This window comes from Pseudomonas gingeri, assembly GCF_013385425.1.
Taxonomy (GTDB): Bacteria; Pseudomonadota; Gammaproteobacteria; order Pseudomonadales; family Pseudomonadaceae; genus Aquipseudomonas; species Aquipseudomonas gingeri_D.
The window spans coordinates 38,433-58,311 of sequence record NZ_JACAQA010000039.1; the positions used below are offsets into that span (position 1 = coordinate 38,433).

Genomic DNA, 19,879 nt, shown 5'->3' on the forward strand with positions numbered 1-19,879 from the left:
CGGACGCGGGCCAACGAAGAACTTTGAACCATGGCCACTATCCACGTAGACGGCAAAGCGCTCGAAGTCGATGGGGCAGACAACCTGTTACAGGCGTGTCTGTCGCTAGGCCTCGACATCCCTTATTTCTGCTGGCACCCCGCGCTCGGTAGCGTCGGTGCCTGTCGCCAGTGCGCGGTCAAGCAGTTCAACGACGAAAACGACAAGCGTGGTCGTATCGTCATGTCCTGCATGACCCCGGCTTCCGACGGCAGCTGGATTTCCATCGACGACGAGGAAGCGAAAGTCTTCCGCGCCAGCGTCGTCGAATGGCTGATGACCAACCACCCGCACGACTGCCCGGTCTGCGAAGAAGGCGGTCACTGCCACCTGCAAGACATGACCGTGATGACCGGCCACAACGAGCGCCGTTATCGCTTCACCAAGCGTACCCACCAGAACCAGCAACTGGGCCCGTTCATTTCCCACGAAATGAACCGCTGCATCGCCTGCTATCGCTGCGTGCGCTTCTACAAGGACTACGCCGGCGGTACTGACCTCGGTGTGTTCGGTGCCCACGACAACGTGTACTTCGGTCGCGTCGAAGACGGCACCCTGGAAAGCGAATTCTCCGGCAACCTCACCGAGGTCTGCCCGACCGGTGTGTTCACCGACAAGACCCACTCCGAGCGCTACAACCGCAAGTGGGACATGCAGTTCTCGCCGAGCATCTGCCATGGCTGCTCCAGCGGTTGCAACATCAGCCCGGGCGAGCGCTACGGTGAACTGCGTCGGATCGAAAACCGCTTCAACGGTTCGGTCAACCAGTACTTCCTCTGCGACCGTGGCCGTTTCGGCTATGGCTACGTCAACCGCGAAGACCGCCCACGTCAGCCACTGCTGGCCAACGGCGCCAAGCTGAGCCTGGACGAAGCCCTGGATAAAGCCGCCGAGCTGCTGCGCGGTCGTAATATCGTCGGTATCGGCTCGCCCCGCGCCAGCCTGGAAAGCAACTTCGCCCTGCGCGAGCTGGTGGGTGCCGAGCACTTCTACTCGGGTATCGAAGCGGCTGAGCTGGAGCGTATCCGCCTGGTCCTGCAAGTCCTGAACGACAGCCCGCTGCCGGTTCCGAACATGCGCGACATCGAAGACCACGACGCCGTGTTCGTCCTCGGTGAAGACCTGACCCAGACCGCCGCGCGCATGGCCCTGGCCCTGCGCCAGTCGGTCAAGGGCAAGGCCGAGGACATGGCCGAGGCCATGCGTGTCCAGCCTTGGCTCGACGCCGCGGTGAAGAACATTGGCCAGCACGCGCTGAACCCGCTGTTTATCGCCAGCCTCGCTGAAACCAAGCTCGACGATATCGCCGAAGAGTGCGTGCACGCCGCGCCCGACGACCTGGCCCGCATCGGTTTCGCCGTGGCCCACGCCCTCGACGCCAGCGCCCCGGCCGTCGAAGGCCTGGACGCCGAAGCCCAGGCACTGGCCCAACGCATTGCCGACGCCCTGCTGGCGGCCAAGCGCCCACTGATCATCGCCGGCACCTCCCTGGGTTCCAAGGCGCTGATCGAAGCCGCGGCCAACATCGCCAAGGCCTTGAAGCTGCGCGAGAAGAACGGCTCCATCAGCCTGATCGTGCCGGAAGCCAACAGCCTGGGCCTGGCCATGTTCGGTGGCGAGTCCCTGGACGCTGCCCTGCAAGCGGTGATCGACGGCAAGGCCGACGCCATCGTCGTGCTGGAAAACGATCTGTACACCCGCACCGACAAGGCCAAGGTCGACGCCGCACTGAACGCTGCGAAAGTCGTGATCGTTGCCGACCACCAGAAAACCGCCACCAGCGACCGCGCCCACCTGGTTCTGCCGGCCGCCAGCTTCGCCGAAGGCGACGGCACCCTGGTCAGCCAGGAAGGCCGTGCCCAGCGTTTCTTCCAGGTCTTCGATCCAAAGTACCTCGATGCGAGCATCCTGGTTCACGAAGGCTGGCGCTGGCTGCATGCCCTGCGCGCGACCCTGCTGAACCAGCCGATCGACTGGACCCAACTGGACCACGTCACCGCCGCCTGCGCTTCGAGCACCCCGCAACTGGCCCGTATCGTCGACGCAGCCCCTTCCGCCGCGTTCCGCATCAAGGGCATGAAACTGGCCCGTGAACCGCTGCGTTACTCCGGCCGGACCGCCATGCGCGCCAATATCAGCGTGCACGAGCCGCGTACCTCCCAGGACGTCGACACCGCGTTCGCCTTCTCCATGGAAGGTTACTCGGGCTCCGTCGAACCACGCCAACAGGTGCCGTTCGCCTGGTCGCCGGGCTGGAACTCGCCGCAGGCCTGGAACAAGTTCCAGGACGAAGTCGGTGGTCATATCCGCGCTGGCGACCCGGGCACCCGCCTGATCGAAAGCCAGGGCGATTCGCTGAACTGGTTCGCCAACGTGCCACGCGCCTTCAACCCGGCCCAGGGTACCTGGCAAGTGGTGCCGTTCTTCCACCTGTTCGGCAGCGAGGAAACCTCCTCGAAAGCCGCTCCGGTACAAGAGCGCATCCCGGCCGCCTACGTGTCGCTGGCCAAGTCCGAAGCCGATCGCCTGGGCGTCAACGACGGCGCCCTGCTCAGCTTGAACGTTGCAGGCCAGACCCTGCGTCTGCCGCTGCGGATCAACGAAGAGCTGGGCGCTGGCCTGGTGGCCTTGCCGGCCGGCCTGGCGGGCATCCCTCCAGCGATCTTTGGCAAATCCGTTGACGGTCTGCAGGAGGCAGCTCAATGACCTGGTTCACCCCTGAAGTGATCGACGTGATCCTCTCGGTCGTCAAGGCCATCGTGGTGCTGCTGGCCGTGGTGGTCTGCGGCGCCTTGCTGAGCTTTGTCGAACGTCGCCTGCTGGGCTGGTGGCAGGACCGCTACGGTCCGAACCGCGTCGGCCCGTTCGGCATGTTCCAGATCGCCGCCGACATGCTGAAGATGTTCTTCAAGGAAGACTGGACGCCACCCTTTGCCGACAAGGTGATCTTCACCCTGGCACCGGTGGTGGCCATGAGCGCCCTGCTGATCGCCTTCGCGGTCATCCCGATCACCCCGACCTGGGGTGTCGCGGACCTGAACATCGGCCTGCTGTTCTTCTTCGCCATGGCCGGTCTGTCGGTGTACGCGGTGCTGTTCGCCGGTTGGTCGAGCGCCAACAAGTACGCCTTGCTGGGCAGCTTGCGCGCCTCGGCCCAGACCGTGTCCTATGAAGTGTTCATGGGCCTGTCGCTGATGGGCATCGTGGTCCAGGTCGGCTCGTTCAACATGCGCGACATCGTCGAATACCAGGCTCAACACCTGTGGTTCGTGATCCCGCAGATCTTCGGTTTCCTGACCTTCTTCATCGCCGGCGTGGCCGTGACTCACCGTCACCCCTTCGACCAGCCGGAAGCGGAACAGGAACTGGCCGACGGTTACCACATTGAATATGCCGGCATGAAATGGGGCATGTTCTTCGTTGGCGAGTACATCGGCATCATCCTGATCTCGGCGTTGCTGGTCACCTTGTTCTTCGGTGGCTGGCACGGTCCGTTCGACATCCTGCCGCAACTGTCGTTCATCTGGTTCGCCCTGAAGACCGCGTTCTTCATCATGCTGTTCATCCTGCTGCGCGCTTCGATTCCGCGCCCACGCTATGACCAGGTGATGGACTTCAGCTGGAAATTCTGCCTGCCGCTGACCCTGATCAATTTGCTGGTGACCGCTGCGATCGTGTTGTTGAACACGCCTGCGGGCGCGGTTCAGTGAGGATTTGACCCATGTTCAAATATATTGGCGACATCGTTAAGGGTACTGGTACCCAGTTGCGAAGCCTGGTGATGGTTTTCGGCCACGGCTTCCGCAAGCGCGACACCCTGCAATACCCGGAAGAAGCGGTGTACCTGCCGCCGCGTTATCGCGGTCGTATCGTACTGACCCGCGACCCCGACGGCGAAGAACGCTGCGTGGCCTGCAACCTGTGCGCCGTGGCGTGCCCGGTGGGTTGCATCTCGCTGCAGAAAGCCGAAACCGACGACGGTCGTTGGTATCCGGAGTTCTTCCGCATCAACTTCTCGCGCTGCATTTTCTGCGGCCTCTGCGAGGAAGCCTGCCCGACCACCGCGATCCAGCTGACACCGGATTTCGAAATGGCCGAGTTCAAACGTCAGGACCTGGTGTACGAGAAAGAAGATCTGCTGATCTCCGGCCCCGGCAAGAACCCTGATTACAACTTCTATCGTGTTGCAGGGATGGCCGTTGCCGGGAAGCCGAAAGGCGCTGCCCAGAACGAAGCCGAGCCGATCAACGTGAAGAGCTTGCTGCCTTAAGGAAGAACGATGGAATTCGCTTTCTATTTCGCATCGGGTGTCGCTGTTCTGTCCACGCTGCGCGTGATCACCAACACCAACCCTGTGCATGCCCTGCTCTACCTGATTATCTCGCTGATTGCCGTGGCGATGACCTTCTTCAGCCTCGGTGCACCCTTTGCCGGTGCCCTGGAAGTGATCGCCTACGCCGGTGCCATTATGGTGCTGTTTGTGTTCGTGGTGATGATGCTGAACCTGGGGCCCGCCTCGGTGCTGCAAGAGCGCGACTGGCTCAAGCCGGGGATCTGGATCGGTCCGGTGATCCTCTGCGCCCTGCTGCTGGTCGAACTGCTCTATGTGCTGTTCAGCCACAGCAGCGGCGCAGCTCTCGGTCAAACCACCGTAGGCGCCAAGGCCGTGGGCATCAGCCTGTTCGGTCCGTACCTGCTGGTGGTCGAACTCGCCTCGATGCTGCTGCTCGCCGCAGCCATCACGGCATTCCACCTGGGCCGCAACGAGGCGAAGGAGTAATTCATGCCTGCTATCCCTTTGGAACATGGCCTGGCTGTCGCCGGTATCCTGTTCAGCCTCGGCCTGATCGGCCTGATGGTTCGCCGCAATATCCTCTTCGTGCTGATGAGCCTGGAGGTGATGATGAACGCCGCCGCCCTGGCCTTCATCGTCGCGGGCTCCCGTTGGGCGCAGCCGGATGGACAGATCATGTTCATCCTGGTGATCAGCCTGGCAGCCGCCGAGGCCAGTATCGGCCTGGCGATCCTGCTGCAACTGTATCGCCGCTTCCACACGCTCGATATCGACGCTGCCAGTGAGATGCGCGGATGAACATGATCTTTCTGACTTTCGTATTCCCCCTGATCGGTTTCCTGCTGCTGTCGTTCTCCCGTGGACGCCTCTCGGAAAACGGCTCGGCCCTGATCGGGGTCGGCTCCATCGGCCTGTCGGCCATCGTCGCCGCCTATGTGATCTGGCAATTCAACGTCGCGCCGCCCGAGGGTGGCCACTACACCCTGGTGCTGTGGCAGTGGATGTCGGTGGAGGGCTTTGCCCCCAACTTCGCCCTGTACGTCGACGGCCTGTCGATCACCATGCTCGGCGTGGTGGTCGGCGTGGGTTTCCTGATCCACCTGTTCGCCTCCTGGTACATGCGCGGTGAAGACGGTTACTCGCGCTTCTTCGCCTACACCAACCTGTTTATCGCCAGCATGCTGTTCCTGGTCCTGGGCGATAACCTGTTGTTCCTGTACTTCGGTTGGGAAGGCGTGGGCCTGTGCTCCTACCTGTTGATCGGTTTCTACTACAGCAACCGCAACAACGGTAACGCCGCCCTCAAGGCCTTTATCGTCACCCGTATCGGCGACGTGTTCATGGCCATCGGCCTGTTCATCCTGTTCACCCAGTTGGGCACGCTGAATATCCAGGAACTGCTGGTCAAGGCCCCTCAACACTTCCAGGTCGGCGACTTCTGGATCGTTCTGGCGACCCTGATGCTGCTCGGTGGTGCGGTCGGTAAATCCGCGCAACTGCCGCTGCAGACCTGGCTGGCGGACGCGATGGCCGGTCCTACCCCGGTTTCGGCACTGATCCACGCCGCAACCATGGTAACCGCCGGTGTCTACCTGATCGCCCGTACCCACGGCCTGTTCACCCTGGCGCCGGATATCCTGCACCTGGTGGGCATCGTCGGTGGCGTGACCCTGGTCCTGGCCGGCTTCGCCGCCCTGGTCCAGACCGACATCAAGCGGATCCTCGCCTACTCGACCATGAGCCAGATCGGCTACATGTTCCTGGCCCTGGGCGTCGGTGCCTGGGAAGGCGCGATCTTCCACCTGATGACCCACGCCTTCTTCAAGGCCCTGCTGTTCCTCGCGTCCGGTGCGGTGATCGTCGCCTGCCATCACGAGCAGAACATCTTCAAGATGGGCGGCCTGTGGAAGAAACTGCCGTTGGCCTACGCCAGCTTCATCGTCGGTGGTGCCGCCCTGTCCGCCCTGCCGATCGTGACCGCCGGTTTCTACTCCAAGGACGAAATCCTCTGGGAAGCCTTCGCCAGCGGTAACCACAATCTGCTCTATGCAGGTCTGGTCGGCGCGTTCATGACGTCGCTCTACACCTTCCGCCTGATCTTCATCACCTTCCACGGTGAAGCCAAGACCGAAGCCCACGCCGGCCACGGGATTTCCCACTGGCTGCCACTGGGCGTGCTGATCGTGCTGTCGACCTTCGTCGGTGCCTGGATTCATCCGCCACTGGCCGGTGTCCTGCCGGAAAGCGCCGGTCATGCCGGCGGCGAAGCCAAGCACAGCCTGGAAATTGCCTCGGGTGCCATTGCCCTGGCCGGTATCCTGCTGGCTGCCGTGCTGTTCCTCGGCAAGCGTCGCTTCGTGACCGCGGTCGCCAACAGCGGCATCGGCCGTTTCCTCTCGGCCTGGTGGTTCGCCGCCTGGGGCTTCGACTGGATCTACGACAAGCTGTTCGTCAAGCCGTACCTGGCGATCAGTCATCTGCTGCGCAAAGACCCGCTCGACCAGACCATCGGCCTGATCCCGCGTATGGCCAAAGGCGGCAACACCGCCCTGAGCCGCACCGAGACCGGTCAGCTGCGCTGGTATGCCGCGTCGCTCGCCGCCGGTGCCGTCGTGGTGCTGGGCGCCATTGTGCTGGTAGCGGTCTGACTATGAACCTTGCGACATTGCGAAAGGAATTGAGCCCGTCATGATTCTGCCTTGGCTAATCCTGATCCCCTTTATCGGCGGCCTGCTGTGCTGGATGGGTGAGCGTTTCGGCTCCACCCTCCCCCGCTGGATTGCGCTGCTGACCATGTCCCTCGAACTCGCCCTCGGCCTCTGGCTGTGGGCCCACGGGGATTTCCATCTGGCACCGGCGCCTGGCGCCGCTCCGACCTTCGCGCTTGAGTTCAAGCACGTCTGGATCGAGCGCTTCGGCATCAACGTGCACCTGGCCCTCGACGGCCTGTCGCTGCTGATGATCCTGCTGACCGGCCTGCTGGGTATCCTTTCGGTACTCTGCTCGTGGAAAGAGATCCAGCGTCACGTGGGCTTCTTCCACCTGAACCTGATGTGGATCCTGGGCGGTGTCGTCGGCGTGTTCCTCGCCCTCGACCTGTTCATGTTCTTCTTCTTCTGGGAAATGATGCTGGTGCCGATGTACTTCCTCATCGCGCTCTGGGGTCACAGTTCTTCGGACGGCAAGAAAACCCGGATCTACGCGGCGACCAAGTTCTTCATCTTCACCCAGGCTTCCGGCCTGATCATGTTGGTGGCGATCCTCGGCCTGGTCCTGGTCAACTTCAACAACACCGGCGTGATTACCTTCAACTACGCCGACCTGTTGAAAACCAAGATGTCGCTGACCACCGAGTACATCCTGATGCTCGGCTTCTTCATCGCCTTCGCGGTGAAACTGCCGGTGGTGCCGTTCCACTCCTGGCTGCCGGACGCCCACGCCCAGGCGCCGACCGCCGGTTCCGTGGACCTGGCCGGTATCTTGCTGAAAACCGCCGCCTACGGTCTGTTGCGTTTCGCCCTGCCGTTGTTCCCGAATGCCTCGGCGGAATTCGCGCCGATTGCCATGACCCTGGGTCTGATCGGGATCTTCTACGGTGCATTCCTGGCCTTCGCCCAAACCGACATCAAGCGCCTGATCGCCTTCTCCAGCGTCTCGCACATGGGTTTCGTGCTGATCGGGATCTACTCCGGCAGCCAGCAGGCCCTGCAAGGCGCGGTGATCCAGATGCTCGCCCACGGTCTGTCGGCGGCGGCACTCTTTATCCTCAGCGGCCAGCTCTACGAGCGCACCCACACCCGCGACATGCGTGAAATGGGTGGCCTGTGGTCGAAGATCGCCTACCTGCCGGCCATCAGCCTGTTCTTCGCGGCCGCTTCCCTGGGCCTGCCGGGGACCGGCAACTTCGTCGGCGAGTTCCTGATCCTGATCGGCACCTTCGTCGCGGCACCGTGGATCACCGCGATTGCCACCTCGGGCCTGGTGTTCGGTTCGGTCTATTCGCTGATCATGATCCACCGTGCCTACTTCGGCCCGTCCAAATCCGATGCCGTGCTGCACGGCATGGATGGCCGCGAACTGATCATGGTGCTGGGACTGGCGGTACTGCTGATCTACATCGGCGTGTACCCGCAACCGTTCCTCGATACTTCCGCCGCCACCATGCATGGTGTGCAGCAGTGGATCGGCACCGCCTTCACTCAACTCGCTTCGGCCCGGTAAGAGCGCTATGGACCTGACGACTCAACACTTTATTGCGCTTGCACCGCTGCTGATCACCAGTCTCACCGTTGTCGTGGTGATGCTGGCGATCGCCTGGCGCCGCAACCACTCACAGACCTTCCTGCTCTCGGTGGCCGGTCTCAACCTGGCGCTGCTGTCGATCATCCCGGCGCTGAAAGTCGCGCCACTGGCGGTGACAGCGCTGATCCAGATCGACGACTTCGCCTGCCTGTACATGGCGCTGATCCTGGTCGCCACCCTGGCCTGCGTCACCCTGGCCCATGCCTATCTGGGCGATGGCGGCGACGGCTACCCGGGCAACCGTGAAGAACTCTACCTGCTGATCCTGATGGCCGCCGCCGGCGGTCTGGTCCTGGTCAGCGCGCAGCACCTGGCCAGCCTGTTTATCGGCCTGGAACTGCTCTCGGTACCGGTCTACGGCCTGGTGGCCTACGCCTTCTTCAACAAGCGTTCGCTGGAAGCCGGCATCAAGTACATGGTGCTGTCGGCGGCGGGTTCGGCCTTCCTGCTGTTCGGTATGGCCCTGCTCTACGCTGAAGCCGGCACCCTGAGCTTCACCGGTATCGGTCACGCCCTGGAGGCCACCGGCCTGCCAAGCCCGATTGCCCAACTGGGCCTGGGCATGATGCTGGTCGGCCTGGCGTTCAAGCTGTCGCTGGTACCATTCCACTTGTGGACCCCGGACGTTTACGAAGGCGCCCCTGCGCCGGTGGCGGCATTCCTTGCCACCGCCAGCAAGGTCGCCGTGTTTGCCGTGATGATCCGTCTGTTCCAGATCTCTCCGGTGGCCAGCAGTGGCGTCCTGAGCAATGTGCTGGCGGTGATCGCCATCGCGTCGATCCTGATCGGTAACCTGCTGGCGCTGACCCAGAACAACCTCAAGCGTCTGCTGGGTTATTCGTCCATCGCCCACTTCGGCTACCTGCTGATCGCCCTGGTGGCGAGCAAGGGCATGGCCATGGAAGCCATGGGCGTGTACCTGGTCACCTACGTGATCACCAGCCTCGGCGCGTTCGGCGTGATCACCCTGATGTCCTCGCCTTACAAGGGCCGTGACGCGGATGCCCTGTACGAATACCGCGGCCTGTTCTGGCGCCGTCCGTACCTGACCGCCGTACTGACCGTGATGATGCTGTCCCTGGCCGGTATCCCGCTGACCGCCGGCTTTATCGGCAAGTTCTACATCATCGCGACCGGTGTCGAGTCCCATCACTGGTGGCTGATCGGTTCGCTGGTGCTGGGCAGCGCCATCGGCGTGTTCTACTACCTGCGCGTGATGGTCACCCTGTACCTGATCGAACCGAACCTGCGTCGTGTCGATGCCCAGCTGCACTGGGAACAGCGCGCGGGCGGCGTGATGCTGCTGGCGATCGCGGTACTGGCCTTCTTCCTCGGCCTGTACCCGCAACCGCTGCTGGAACTGGTGCAACACGCGGTACTGGCGAGCTAAGCAGTCGCCGGCTGTACCCGACACCCCGCCCGAGGCAACTCCGGCGGGGTGTTTTGTTTCTACTTCCCTTGTAGGAGCGAGCTTGCTCGCGATGGTAGTCCAGGCACCGCTGGGTATCAGGTGCCCCGCGTTATCGTTGACGCCCATCGCGAGCAAGCTCGCTCCTACAGTAGACCTGGATCAATACCGCGCACGGTCCGATACCTTAGTCTCGCGACCTTTTGCGAACGATCCGACCATGGCCCTCCCCTCCCCCGAACTGCTGGCGCCCGCCGGCACCCTGAAGAACATGCGCTACGCCTTCGCCTATGGCGCCGATGCGGTCTACGCCGGCCAACCGCGCTACAGCCTGCGGGTGCGCAACAACGAATTCGACCACGCCAACCTGGCCCTCGGCATCCAGGAAGCCCAGGCCCAGGGCAAGCGCTTCTATGTGGTGGTGAACATCGCCCCGCACAATGCCAAGCTCAAGACCTTTCTCAAGGACCTGGCGCCGGTGATCGCCATGGCGCCCGATGCGCTGATCATGTCCGACCCTGGCCTGATCATGCTGGTGCGCGAGCATTTCCCGCAGATGCCGATTCATCTGTCGGTGCAGGCCAATACGGTGAACTGGGCCAGCGTGCGGTTCTGGCAACAACTGGGGCTGAGCCGGATCATCCTCTCCCGGGAGCTGTCCCTGGAGGAGATCGGCGAGATCCGCGAGCAGGTGCCGGATATGGAGCTGGAGGTGTTCGTCCACGGGGCGCTGTGCATGGCCTATTCCGGGCGCTGCCTGCTCTCCGGGTACATGAACCGTCGCGACGCCAACCAGGGCAGTTGCACCAATGCCTGCCGCTGGCAGTACAAGGCGCAGCCGGCGGCGGAAAACCTGCTGGGCGAGATTGTCCAGGCGTTCGATCCGGTCGAACCGACCCTGGGCCTCGGGGCGCCGACCGAGCAGGTGTTCCTGCTCCAGGAGGCCCAGCGACCGGATGAGTCGATGCCGGCCTTCGAGGACGAGCACGGCACCTACATCATGAACGCCAAGGACCTGCGCGCCGTGCAGCATGTCGAGCGGCTGACCCGCATGGGTGTGCACTCGTTGAAGATCGAAGGCCGGACCAAATCGCATTTCTACTGTGCGCGAACGACCCAGGTCTATCGTCGGGCGATTGACGATGCGGTGGCCGGGCGAGCGTTTGATCGCAGCCTGATGCATGACCTCGAGTCATTGGCCCAGCGCGGCTATACCGAGGGTTTTCTGCGTCGGCATGTGCATGACGAGTATCAGAACTACCAGCACGGCAGTTCGGTCTCGGAACGCCAGCAGTTTGTCGGGGAGCTGACAGGGGAGCGGCGTGAGGGGTTGGCACAGGTCAAGGTGAAGAATCGGTTTGGGCTCGGTGATCATCTGGAACTGATGACGCCCGAGGGCAATCTGCATTTTGATCTGGATGAGCTGCACAACGAGCGTGGCGAGCGGATCACGGTGGCACCCGGGGATGGGCACACGGTGTACCTGCCGGTTCCGGACGGTGTGGAGTTGCGGTTTGGGTTGTTGATGCGGGATGTCACGACTGGCGAACAATAAACTGTAGATAGCGAGCAGCCCTGATACCACCCGGTTAAAGCCAAACACGGTCCCTGTGGGAGCGGTGCTTGCCCGCGAGCTGTTGGCGGCCTCCAGGGCACCTTCGCGGGCAAGCACCGCTCCCACAGTATCTGTGCCGTACGCAGGAATTGCGTCAAACACAAAACTGTAGGGCCCGGCCTCCTAGATCCGGAACTGTCCTACCAACTTGCCCAGGTTCCGTCCCAATTCCGCCAGGCTGCGGGAGGTCTGGGCGCTGCGCTGGGTTTCATCGGCCACGCTGTCCACCGCCGAGGCAATCTGGTGCACGCTGCGGTTGATCTCCTCGGCCACCGAGGTCTGCTCGTCGGCGGCGCTGGCGATCTGCGCGTTCATCGTATTGATGGTGCCGATCAACTGCGCCATGGTATCCAGCGACACACCCGCCTCGTTGGCCCGGTCCGAAGTACCATCACCGGCCTCGCTGGAACGACGCATGGCCTCCACCGCCACCTGCGTCCCCGTTTGCAGACGGTCGATCATGCCCTGGATTTCCTGGGTGCTTTGCTGGGTCCGGCTGGCCAGCGCCCGCACTTCATCGGCCACCACCGCAAAACCACGCCCCGCCTCACCCGCTCGCGCGGCCTCGATGGCCGCGTTGAGGGCCAACAGGTTGGTCTGCTCGGCAATGGAACGAATCACCCCGAGCACGCTGACAATCGAGGTCACATCCTGCTGCAGGCTGTCCAGGGTGGTGCCGCTGTGGCGGATATCCTTCACCAGTGCATGGATCTGCTGGATGCTGCCGTCGACCACGCGCTTGGCGGTCTTGCCCTCGGCGTCGGTCTGCTGCGCGGCGACCGCCGCCCCTTGCGCGCCACGTGCCACTTCCTGGGCCGCCGAGGACATCTGGTTGATCGCGGTGGCCACCTGGTCGGTTTCGTGGCGTTGACGCTCCATCGCCTGCTCCGAGCGCTGGGTCTGCTCACTGACCTGGGCCACCAGCGTGGTCAATTGCACGGTCATTTCGCTGATCTGCCGCACCAGGCCATGGATCTTGTCGACAAAGCGATTGAAGGAACCGGCCAACTGCCCCAGTTCATCCTCGCTGGTGACCCCCAGGCGCCGGGTAAGATCACCCTCCCCGGCCGCAATATCGTCCAGGCTGAGCTTCATCAGCAGCAACGGCCGCAGAATGCCATTGCCCATCAATACCCCGATCACCGCAATCACCAGCAGCACCACCAGCGCAATCCCGAAGATACTCAGGATCACCCCTTCCATGCGCTGGTGGACCTTGGCCTCCACCTCCGCCACCTGGATCTCGATATTGTCGAGGTTGACGAAGGTACCGATGGCCATATCCCACTTGGGCAGGAACTCGGTGTAGGCGATCTTGGGCACCAGCACCTGTTCGTTGGTGGCCAGCGACGCGCTGTATCTCAGGTAATGGCTACCGTCCTTGGCCACCCGGACCAGCTCGCGGGTGAAGTAGACGCCATTCGGGTCGCGGGCATCGTTGAAGTTCTTGCCGATGCCATCCGGGTTATCGCTCTTGAACACTCGGACGATCTGCGAATCGGTGCCGAAAAAGTAACCGTCCTTGCCATACTTGATACTCGACAGCAGCTTCACCGCCTGGGCCCTGGCCACCATGTCGCCCTGGGCTGACGCATCGTAGAGTGGCTTGATCGCGGTGATCGCCAGGTTGACGTAATTCTGCAAGGTCACCTTGGCTTCCGAGAGCAAGCGCTGACGGGTTTCCTCCACTTCATCCTTGGCCTGGTTCTGCAGGATCCACACCATGGTCAGGCTGATCACCAGGGCGCAGAGTAATACCGGCAGTACCGCGAGGGACACGACTTTGGTCTTCAGACTCAGGCGCATATTGGTTCTCTCTTATGGAGTGGAGTTGCGGTCCGGCTTGCAGACTCGGAATGTCACAACCGGCGAACAATACACTGTGGCGAACGGGCAAACCCTGACGCCACGCAGTTAAAGCCGAACACGGCCCCTGTGGGGCCGGATTGTTAGATCCGGAACTGCCCCACCAGCTTGTCCAGGCGCTGTCCCAGCTCCGCCAGGCTGCGGGAGGTCTGTGCGCTGCGCTGGGTTTCATCCGCCACGCTGTCCACCGCCGAAGCGATCTGGTGTACGCTGCGGTTGATCTCTTCGGCCACCGAAGTCTGCTCGTCGGCCGCGCTGGCGATCTGTGCGTTCATTGCATTGATGGTGCCGATCAACTGCGCCATGGTATCCAGCGACGCCCCGGCCTCGTTGGCCCGGTCCGAGGTGCCGTCACCGGCCTCGCTGGAACGACGCATGGCCTCCACCGCCACTTGCGTGCCCTGTTGCAGCCGGTCGATCATGCCCTGGATTTCCTGGGTGCTCTGCTGGGTCCTGCTGGCCAGCGCCCGTACCTCATCGGCCACCACCGCAAAACCACGTCCCGCCTCGCCGGCCCGCGCGGCCTCGATGGCCGCGTTGAGGGCCAGCAGGTTAGTCTGTTCGGCAATGGAACGAATCACCCCGAGCACGCTGACAATCGAGGTCACGTCCTGCTGCAGGCTGTCCAGGGTGGTGCCGCTGTGGCGAATATCCTTCACCAGTGCATGGATCTGCTGGATGCTGCCATCGACCACACGCTTGGCGGTTTTGCCCTCGGCATCGGTCTGCTGCGCGGCGACTGCCGCCCCTTGCGCGCCACGTGCCACTTCCTGGGCTGCCGAGGACATCTGGTTGATGGCCGTGGCCACCTGGTCGGTTTCGTGGCGCTGACGCTCCATCGCCTGCTCCGAACGCTGGGCCTGGTCGCTGACCTGGGACACCAGCGTGGTCAGTTGCACGGTCATTTCGCTGATCTGCCGCACCAGCCCATGGATCTTGTCGACAAAGCGGTTGAAGGAACCGGCCAACTGCCCCAGTTCGTCCTGGCTGGTGACCGCCAGGCGCCGCGTCAAGTCACCCTCACCGGCCGCGATATCGTCCAGGCTGAGCTTCATCAGTTGCAACGGGCGCAAAATGGTATTGGCCACCAGTACTCCGAGGACCGCGATCACCAGCAGCACCACCAGAGTGATCCCGAGAATGCTCAGAATCACGCCCTCCAGGCGCTGATGGACCTTGGCCTCCACCTCGGCGACCTGGGCCTCGAGGCCATCGAGATTGACGAAGGTGCCGACGGCCATGTCCCACTTGGGCAGGAATTCGGTGTAACCGATCTTGGGTACCAGCACCTGCTCGTTGGTGGCCAACGACGCGCTGTATTTCAGGTAATGGGTACCGTCCTTGGCGACCTGGACCAGATCACGGTTGACGTACACGCCATTCGGGTCGCGAGCATCCTTGAAACTCTTGCCCACGCCATCCGGGTTGTCACTCTTGAACACCCGCACGACCTGCGAGTCATAGCCGAAAAAATAACCGTCCTTGCCATACTTGATGCTCGACAGCAGCTTTACCGCCTGGGCCCTGGCCGTCATATCGCCCGGGGCCGAAGCATCGTAGAGCGGCTTGATCGCGGTCATCACCTGGGTGACGTAATTCTGCAACGTCGTCTTGGACTCCGACAGCAAGCGCTGACGGGTTTCCTCCACCTCATCCTTGGCCTGATTCTGCAACATCCATACCGTGGTCAGACTGATCACCAGTGCGCAGAGCAATACCGGCAGCACTGCGAGGGACACGACTTTGGCCTTCAGGCTCAGACCCATGATGGTTCTCTCTTATAGGAATAGACGGTCTAACAGGTTAACGGCTTGGGACGAGCAAAGTTGAGCATAGTGGCTATTGATACACGCAAATGACGCACTACGGATATCAGCCAATTACCGGTTGACGTTATTCTCCCTCCGCGCCGAATCCTGGCACCTGTGAAACGGCCACGACTTGCTCGATAACATTATATTTTTCAGTGATATAGAGATTATCTGAAGGTTTTTATTTATTTTTTATTGAGCAATTAAATAAATAAAAAAACTTCACATCGTATGAAGCACAGCTCGGAGATCGGGCCTAGCGACGCGGCACATCGACCGTTACCAACAGCCCGCCCAGCGGGCTGCTCGACAAACGCAGATCGCCGCCCCAGGCCTCGACGACATCGCGCACGATCCCCAGACCCAATCCATGCCCGCGGGTCTGTTCATCCAGGCGGGTACCGCGGCTGAAGACTTCCGCCCTGCTCTGCGCCGGAATACCCGGACCATCATCCTCGATCTCCAGGCGATAACCCGCCGACACTTCGACAATACTCAAGCGCACCTGCGCATCGGCCCATTTGCAGGCGTTGTCCAGCAGGTTGCCGAGCAGTTCCAGCAGGTCCTCTCGATCCCAGGGCAACTGCAAGCCGGGCGCAACCTCATGCTCGAGTTGCAGGTGCTCGCCATGGATCATGCGCAGGGTCGAGAACAGCGCCGGCAGTTCCGTATCGCAATCAAAGACCGCGCCAGACAAGGTGTCTCCCGCCAGTCGGGCACGCCCCAGTTCCCGTTCCAGGCGTTGCCGAATCTGCTCCAGTTGCTCACGCAAGGTCTGGCGCAGCAGCGGATAGGCTGCCAATTCGGCGCTGGAGGTCAGGCTCAGCATGACCGCCAGCGGGGTCTTGAGCGCATGACCGAGATTACCCAGGGCGTTGCGCGAACGCTTGAGGCTGCCCTCGGTGTGGGCCAGCAGGCGATTGATCTGCGACACCAGCGGTTCCAGTTCCACCGGCACCTGGGTATCGAGTTGCGAACGTTGGCCTTGTTGCAGTTGGGCAATCTGCTTGCGGGCGTTCTCCAGCGGACGCAGGGCCCGGCGCACGGTGACCCGCTGCAACAACAGAATCGCGATCAGCGCCGCCAGGCCGATGCCCAGGCCGATACGCTGCATCAGCTGGAAACTGCGGCGGACCGGGGTGTAGTCCTGGGCCACGCTGATACTGATCGATTGCCCCAGCCGCCGATAGTCCGAACGCAACACCAGCAGCATCTGCCCTTCCGGCCCCAGTTGCAGGTTGGCGTGCAGCCCGGCCTTTTCGACGATGGGCAGTTCCTGATCCCAGAGTGAACGCGAGCGCCAGTGTTGATCGGCGAAATCGATCCGAAAGTAGTGCCCGGAAAAAGGCCGCTGATAGGCTGGCGACAAACGTCGCTCATCCAGCCTCAGCCCCTGAGGGGTGCGTACCAGCGCCACCAGCAGGCTCTCACTGTCGGCATGCAGGCCGTCTTCCAGATAGCGCTGCAGGCCCAGCTCGAACAGCCAGAGGCTGGTCGGCGCCACCACCAGTCCGGCGACGAGCAAGACACTGACCAGCCCCAGGCTCAAACGGCGCTGAATCGACTTCACCGGGCCGCGCCACCAAAGCGATAACCCTGGCCGCGACGGGTTTCGATCACCCCGCGCCCGAGCTTGCGCCGCAGGTGATTGACGTGGACCTCCAGCACATTGGAGTCGCGCTCGGTTTCGCCGTCGTAGAGATGCTCGGCCAGATGGCTTTTCGAGAGGATCTGTTCCGGGTGCAGCATGAAGTAACGCAACAACCTGAACTCGGCCGCCGTGAGCTGGACATCACCGCCCTCGCGGCTGACGCACTGACGGCCTTCGTCCAGGTGCAGGCCGGCGGCCTTAAGGGTCGGCTGGTTGGCTTGGCCGCGAGCCCGGCGCAATAACGACTGGACCCGCAACTGCAGCTCCTGCGGGTGAAACGGCTTGGTCAGGTAATCGTCGGCACCGGCCTTGAGCCCCTCGATACGTTCGGCCCAGGAACCCCGTGCGGTGAGGATCAGTACCGGCACCGCCAGGCTGTCGGCACGCCATTTGTGCAACACCTCAAGCCCCGGCAAGCCCGGCAGACCGAGATCGAGAATGATCAGGTCATAGGGCTCCACCGCGCCCTGGAAGAGCGCATCGCGTCCATCGGCCAGCCAGTCGACGGCATAGCCCTGGCGGGTCAGGCTGGCCAACAGCTCGTCCGCCAAGGGAACATGGTCTTCCACCAACAACAACCGCATCAATCGTCTTCCTTGTCTTTTAATAAACGACCACTGCTGGCATCCAGCTCGATATCCCGAACGACACCGGCACGGGTCAGCAGCTCGACGTCATAGACATAGACGTCCTGCCGGCTCAGCAGTTCGGCTGCCAGCAGCTTTGCCCCGGGGTAATGGTTCAGGGCCTGCTGCAGCAGTTGCTCCAGCGGCATGATGACGCCCTGGCTACGCAGGCGCAGGGCTTCGTCCTGGTCCAGGTTATTGGCCGAAACCGTTGAGCAAAAGATCGCGAGCGCGAGCAGGGTGCAAGCGTGCAGATTCAATGTCATTAACTGTCCTGATGATCCTTGGGAACCTGCCCGCCGATGGCGTCCGATTCAACCTCCCACTCAACTCCCTGAGCGTCGCGCAGTTCTATCCGATAAGTGAAGTCGCCATCTTGCCTGTTCCGCTCAGCCTTGGCTGATCCGTCAGCTTCCCAGGGTAGACACGGCAACTTAATCGAAACTGAATTTTTCAGAGCCTTATCAGCCCAGGCACTGTCTTGGGCGGAACAACCGCCCGCGAAGCCGGCGAGCGCCCTTATAATCACTGCCCCGGTAGAACGAGGCCTGTATGACCGCCATCCATATCAAGTTTCCCGCCTTGACCCTCAAGGCCGGCAAGCGGACCCTGCAACGCATTCGCGAACAGGGCTTGAAAGCCGCCGATGTCGGCACCTTGCCCGGTGCGGCCGGCGGTCCCAAGGCCCTCGGTATCCAGGGGCTGGACCTGGCCCTGTTCGGTGAGTGGCTGCCGGCCAGCCCGCGGGAACGCTCGCTGATCGGCGCCTCTATCGGTGCCTGGCGCTTCGCCAGTGCCTGCCTGCCGAATGCCGCCGAGGGCATCACGCGGTTGGGCCAGCTCTACAATGAGCAGAGCTTCGCCCAGGGCGTGACCATGGCCCAGGTCAGCGAGAGCTGCCGGCGCATGCTCCATGACCTGCTCGATGGTCGCGACGCATCGATCCTGACCAACCACCATTACCGCCTGAACGTGGTGATAGTGAAGAGCCATGGCCTGCTCGCCCATGATCATCGGGGGCGCCTGGGGCTTGGGCTGTCGTCGGTGATCGCCGACAACCTGGTCAAGCGCTCACGCCTGTCACGGCATTTCGAGAGGGTCATCCTGCATGATCCGCGACTGGCCCCTCCCCTGCAGGCGCTCACTGATTTTCCGTCACGCTGCCTGCCCCTGGCCGCCGACAATCTGCGCCAGGGCTTGCTGGCCTCCGGCTCCATCCCGATGGTGATGGAGGGCGTGCGCGATATCGCCGGGGTCGGTGCCGGTACCTACCGCGATGGCGGGCTGCTGGACTATCACCTGGACCTGCCCTACAGCGGCGATGATGTGGTGCTGTACCCGCACTTCACCGACAAGGTCATCCCCGGCTGGTTCGACAAGACCCTGCCCTGGCGCCGGGGCAACCCGGACAGGTTGCAGGACGTACTGCTGATCGCCCCCTCGCGGGAATACCTGGCCCACCTGCCCCACGGCAAGCTGCCCGACCGTAACGACTTCAAGCGTTATATGGGCGACGATAAGGGCCGCCAGGCCTATTGGCGCAAGGCGATGGAGCAGAGCCGACGGCTGGGCGACGAGTTTCTCGAACTGGTCGACAATGGCCGCCTGGGTGAACGCCTGTTGGCGCTTTGAGGCGATTGCCGCCGCGCAAGCTGTTAAACTGCCGGCCTGCATTTATCGGCTGCGCGCTGGCCACCTTCAGAGCTGACATTACCGTGGAAATCTTCAAAGAATTTACGTTCGAATCCGCCCATAAACTGCCCCACGTGCCGGACGGGCATAAATGCGGCCGCCTGCATGGTCACTCGTTCAAGGTGGCGATTCATCTGAGCGGCGATATGGACCCGCATACCGGCTGGATCCGTGACTTCTCGGAGATCAAGGCGATCTTCAAGCCGCTGTATGAGCGCCTGGACCACAACTACCTGAATGATATTCCCGGCCTTGAGAACCCCACCAGCGAGAACCTGGCGAAGTGGATCTGGCAGGAGTTGAAGCCGTTGCTGCCCGAGCTGTCGGCGATTCGCATCCACGAGACCTGCACCAGTGGCTGTATCTATCGCGGGGAGTGAATCCCGCTTATAAAAAACCACCTGCTTGGGTGGTTTTTTTATGTCCGGGATTTGGCGGCAGTGCCTGGGTTTTCTGCGGCCCAAAAACAAAACCCCAACTGCTTTCGCAATTGGGGTTTCGGAATTTAATCTTGACGATGACCTACTCTCACATGGGGAAACCCCACACTACCATCGGCGATGCATCGTTTCACT

General features: G+C 62.3%; 16 protein-coding genes and 3 pseudogenes. 11 read left to right on the forward strand and 8 right to left on the reverse strand.

Annotation, left to right across the window (positions count from 1 at the left end; genetic code table 11):
• Positions 1 to 30: 30 nt before the first annotated feature.
• The 9 genes from nuoG to trhP all read left to right on the forward strand — a co-directional run bounded on the left by nuoG (position 31) and on the right by trhP (position 11,598).
• Positions 31 to 2,745, forward strand: coding sequence for an NADH-quinone oxidoreductase subunit NuoG (nuoG, locus tag HX830_RS29755; protein ID WP_177104242.1), 2,715 nt, complete (start codon positions 31 to 33; stop codon positions 2,743 to 2,745).
• Positions 2,742 to 3,749, forward strand: coding sequence for an NADH-quinone oxidoreductase subunit NuoH (nuoH, locus tag HX830_RS29760; protein WP_100940071.1), 1,008 nt, complete (start codon positions 2,742 to 2,744; stop codon positions 3,747 to 3,749). The genes nuoG and nuoH overlap by 4 nt, the downstream gene beginning before the upstream one ends.
• A gap of 11 nt (positions 3,750 to 3,760) precedes the next feature.
• Positions 3,761 to 4,309 carry an NADH-quinone oxidoreductase subunit NuoI gene (gene nuoI / locus HX830_RS29765; protein ID WP_032627864.1) on the forward strand — a complete coding sequence of 183 codons (549 nt, stop codon included), beginning with the start codon at positions 3,761 to 3,763 and terminating at the stop codon, positions 4,307 to 4,309.
• A 9-nt stretch (positions 4,310 to 4,318) separates the two neighbouring features.
• Entirely contained in the window at positions 4,319 to 4,819 is a 501-nt protein-coding gene (nuoJ, locus tag HX830_RS29770) for an NADH-quinone oxidoreductase subunit J (protein WP_100940070.1), read from the forward strand.
• 3 nt (positions 4,820 to 4,822) lie between these two features.
• A complete protein-coding gene (nuoK, locus tag HX830_RS29775; RefSeq protein ID WP_100940069.1) occupies positions 4,823 to 5,131 on the forward strand; it encodes an NADH-quinone oxidoreductase subunit NuoK in 309 nt (102 codons plus the stop codon).
• Entirely contained in the window at positions 5,128 to 6,981 is a 1,854-nt protein-coding gene (gene nuoL, locus HX830_RS29780; RefSeq protein ID WP_177104244.1) for an NADH-quinone oxidoreductase subunit L, read from the forward strand. Before nuoK ends, nuoL begins: the two co-directional genes overlap by 4 nt.
• A gap of 40 nt (positions 6,982 to 7,021) precedes the next feature.
• Positions 7,022 to 8,554, forward strand: a complete 1,533-nt coding sequence (nuoM, locus tag HX830_RS29785) for an NADH-quinone oxidoreductase subunit M (protein ID WP_103495045.1) — start codon at positions 7,022 to 7,024, stop codon at positions 8,552 to 8,554.
• A 7-nt stretch (positions 8,555 to 8,561) separates the two neighbouring features.
• On the forward strand, positions 8,562 to 10,025 hold the full coding sequence (gene nuoN / locus HX830_RS29790) for an NADH-quinone oxidoreductase subunit NuoN (RefSeq protein WP_177104246.1): 1,464 nt from the start codon (positions 8,562 to 8,564) through the stop codon (positions 10,023 to 10,025).
• Between the two features lie 238 nt (positions 10,026 to 10,263).
• A complete protein-coding gene (gene trhP, locus HX830_RS29795) occupies positions 10,264 to 11,598 on the forward strand; it encodes a prephenate-dependent tRNA uridine(34) hydroxylase TrhP (RefSeq protein WP_103499683.1) in 1,335 nt (444 codons plus the stop codon).
• A gap of 183 nt (positions 11,599 to 11,781) precedes the next feature.
• On the opposite strand, the gene HX830_RS32675 is transcribed toward trhP, so the two are convergent.
• The 8 genes and pseudogenes from HX830_RS32675 to HX830_RS32695 form a co-directional block, all read right to left on the reverse strand.
• On the reverse strand, positions 11,782 to 12,603 hold the full coding sequence (locus HX830_RS32675) for a methyl-accepting chemotaxis protein (RefSeq protein ID WP_371317555.1): 822 nt from the start codon (positions 12,601 to 12,603) through the stop codon (positions 11,782 to 11,784).
• Positions 12,604 to 12,639: 36 nt separating this feature from the next.
• A pseudogene (locus tag HX830_RS32680) lies at positions 12,640 to 13,464 on the reverse strand (cache domain-containing protein); the annotation flags it as partial.
• A gap of 143 nt (positions 13,465 to 13,607) precedes the next feature.
• The gene (locus HX830_RS32685; RefSeq protein ID WP_371317556.1) at positions 13,608 to 14,429 is read right to left on the reverse strand and encodes a methyl-accepting chemotaxis protein; all 822 of its coding nucleotides are present in this window, start codon (positions 14,427 to 14,429) and stop codon (positions 13,608 to 13,610) included.
• 36 nt (positions 14,430 to 14,465) lie between these two features.
• Positions 14,466 to 15,290: pseudogene (locus HX830_RS32690) on the reverse strand (cache domain-containing protein); the annotation flags it as partial.
• Positions 15,291 to 15,591: 301 nt separating this feature from the next.
• Positions 15,592 to 16,905, reverse strand: coding sequence for a sensor histidine kinase (locus tag HX830_RS29810; RefSeq protein ID WP_177104252.1), 1,314 nt, complete (start codon positions 16,903 to 16,905; stop codon positions 15,592 to 15,594).
• On the reverse strand, positions 16,902 to 17,570 hold the full coding sequence (locus HX830_RS29815) for a response regulator transcription factor (protein ID WP_177104254.1): 669 nt from the start codon (positions 17,568 to 17,570) through the stop codon (positions 16,902 to 16,904). Before HX830_RS29815 ends, HX830_RS29810 begins: the two co-directional genes overlap by 4 nt.
• On the reverse strand, positions 17,570 to 17,878 hold the full coding sequence (locus HX830_RS29820) for a PepSY domain-containing protein (RefSeq protein WP_103499624.1): 309 nt from the start codon (positions 17,876 to 17,878) through the stop codon (positions 17,570 to 17,572). Before HX830_RS29820 ends, HX830_RS29815 begins: the two co-directional genes overlap by 1 nt.
• Positions 17,878 to 17,973: pseudogene (locus HX830_RS32695) on the reverse strand (PepSY domain-containing protein); the annotation flags it as partial. The pseudogene HX830_RS32695 and the gene HX830_RS29820, both read right to left, overlap by 1 nt.
• 191 nt (positions 17,974 to 18,164) lie before the next feature.
• Here HX830_RS32695 and HX830_RS29825 point away from each other — a divergent pair.
• Entirely contained in the window at positions 18,165 to 19,244 is a 1,080-nt protein-coding gene (locus HX830_RS29825) for a patatin-like phospholipase family protein (protein WP_177104256.1), read from the forward strand.
• Between the two features lie 83 nt (positions 19,245 to 19,327).
• On the forward strand, positions 19,328 to 19,684 hold the full coding sequence (gene queD, locus HX830_RS29830; RefSeq protein ID WP_100940057.1) for a 6-carboxytetrahydropterin synthase QueD: 357 nt from the start codon (positions 19,328 to 19,330) through the stop codon (positions 19,682 to 19,684).
• Positions 19,685 to 19,879 lie beyond the last annotated feature (195 nt).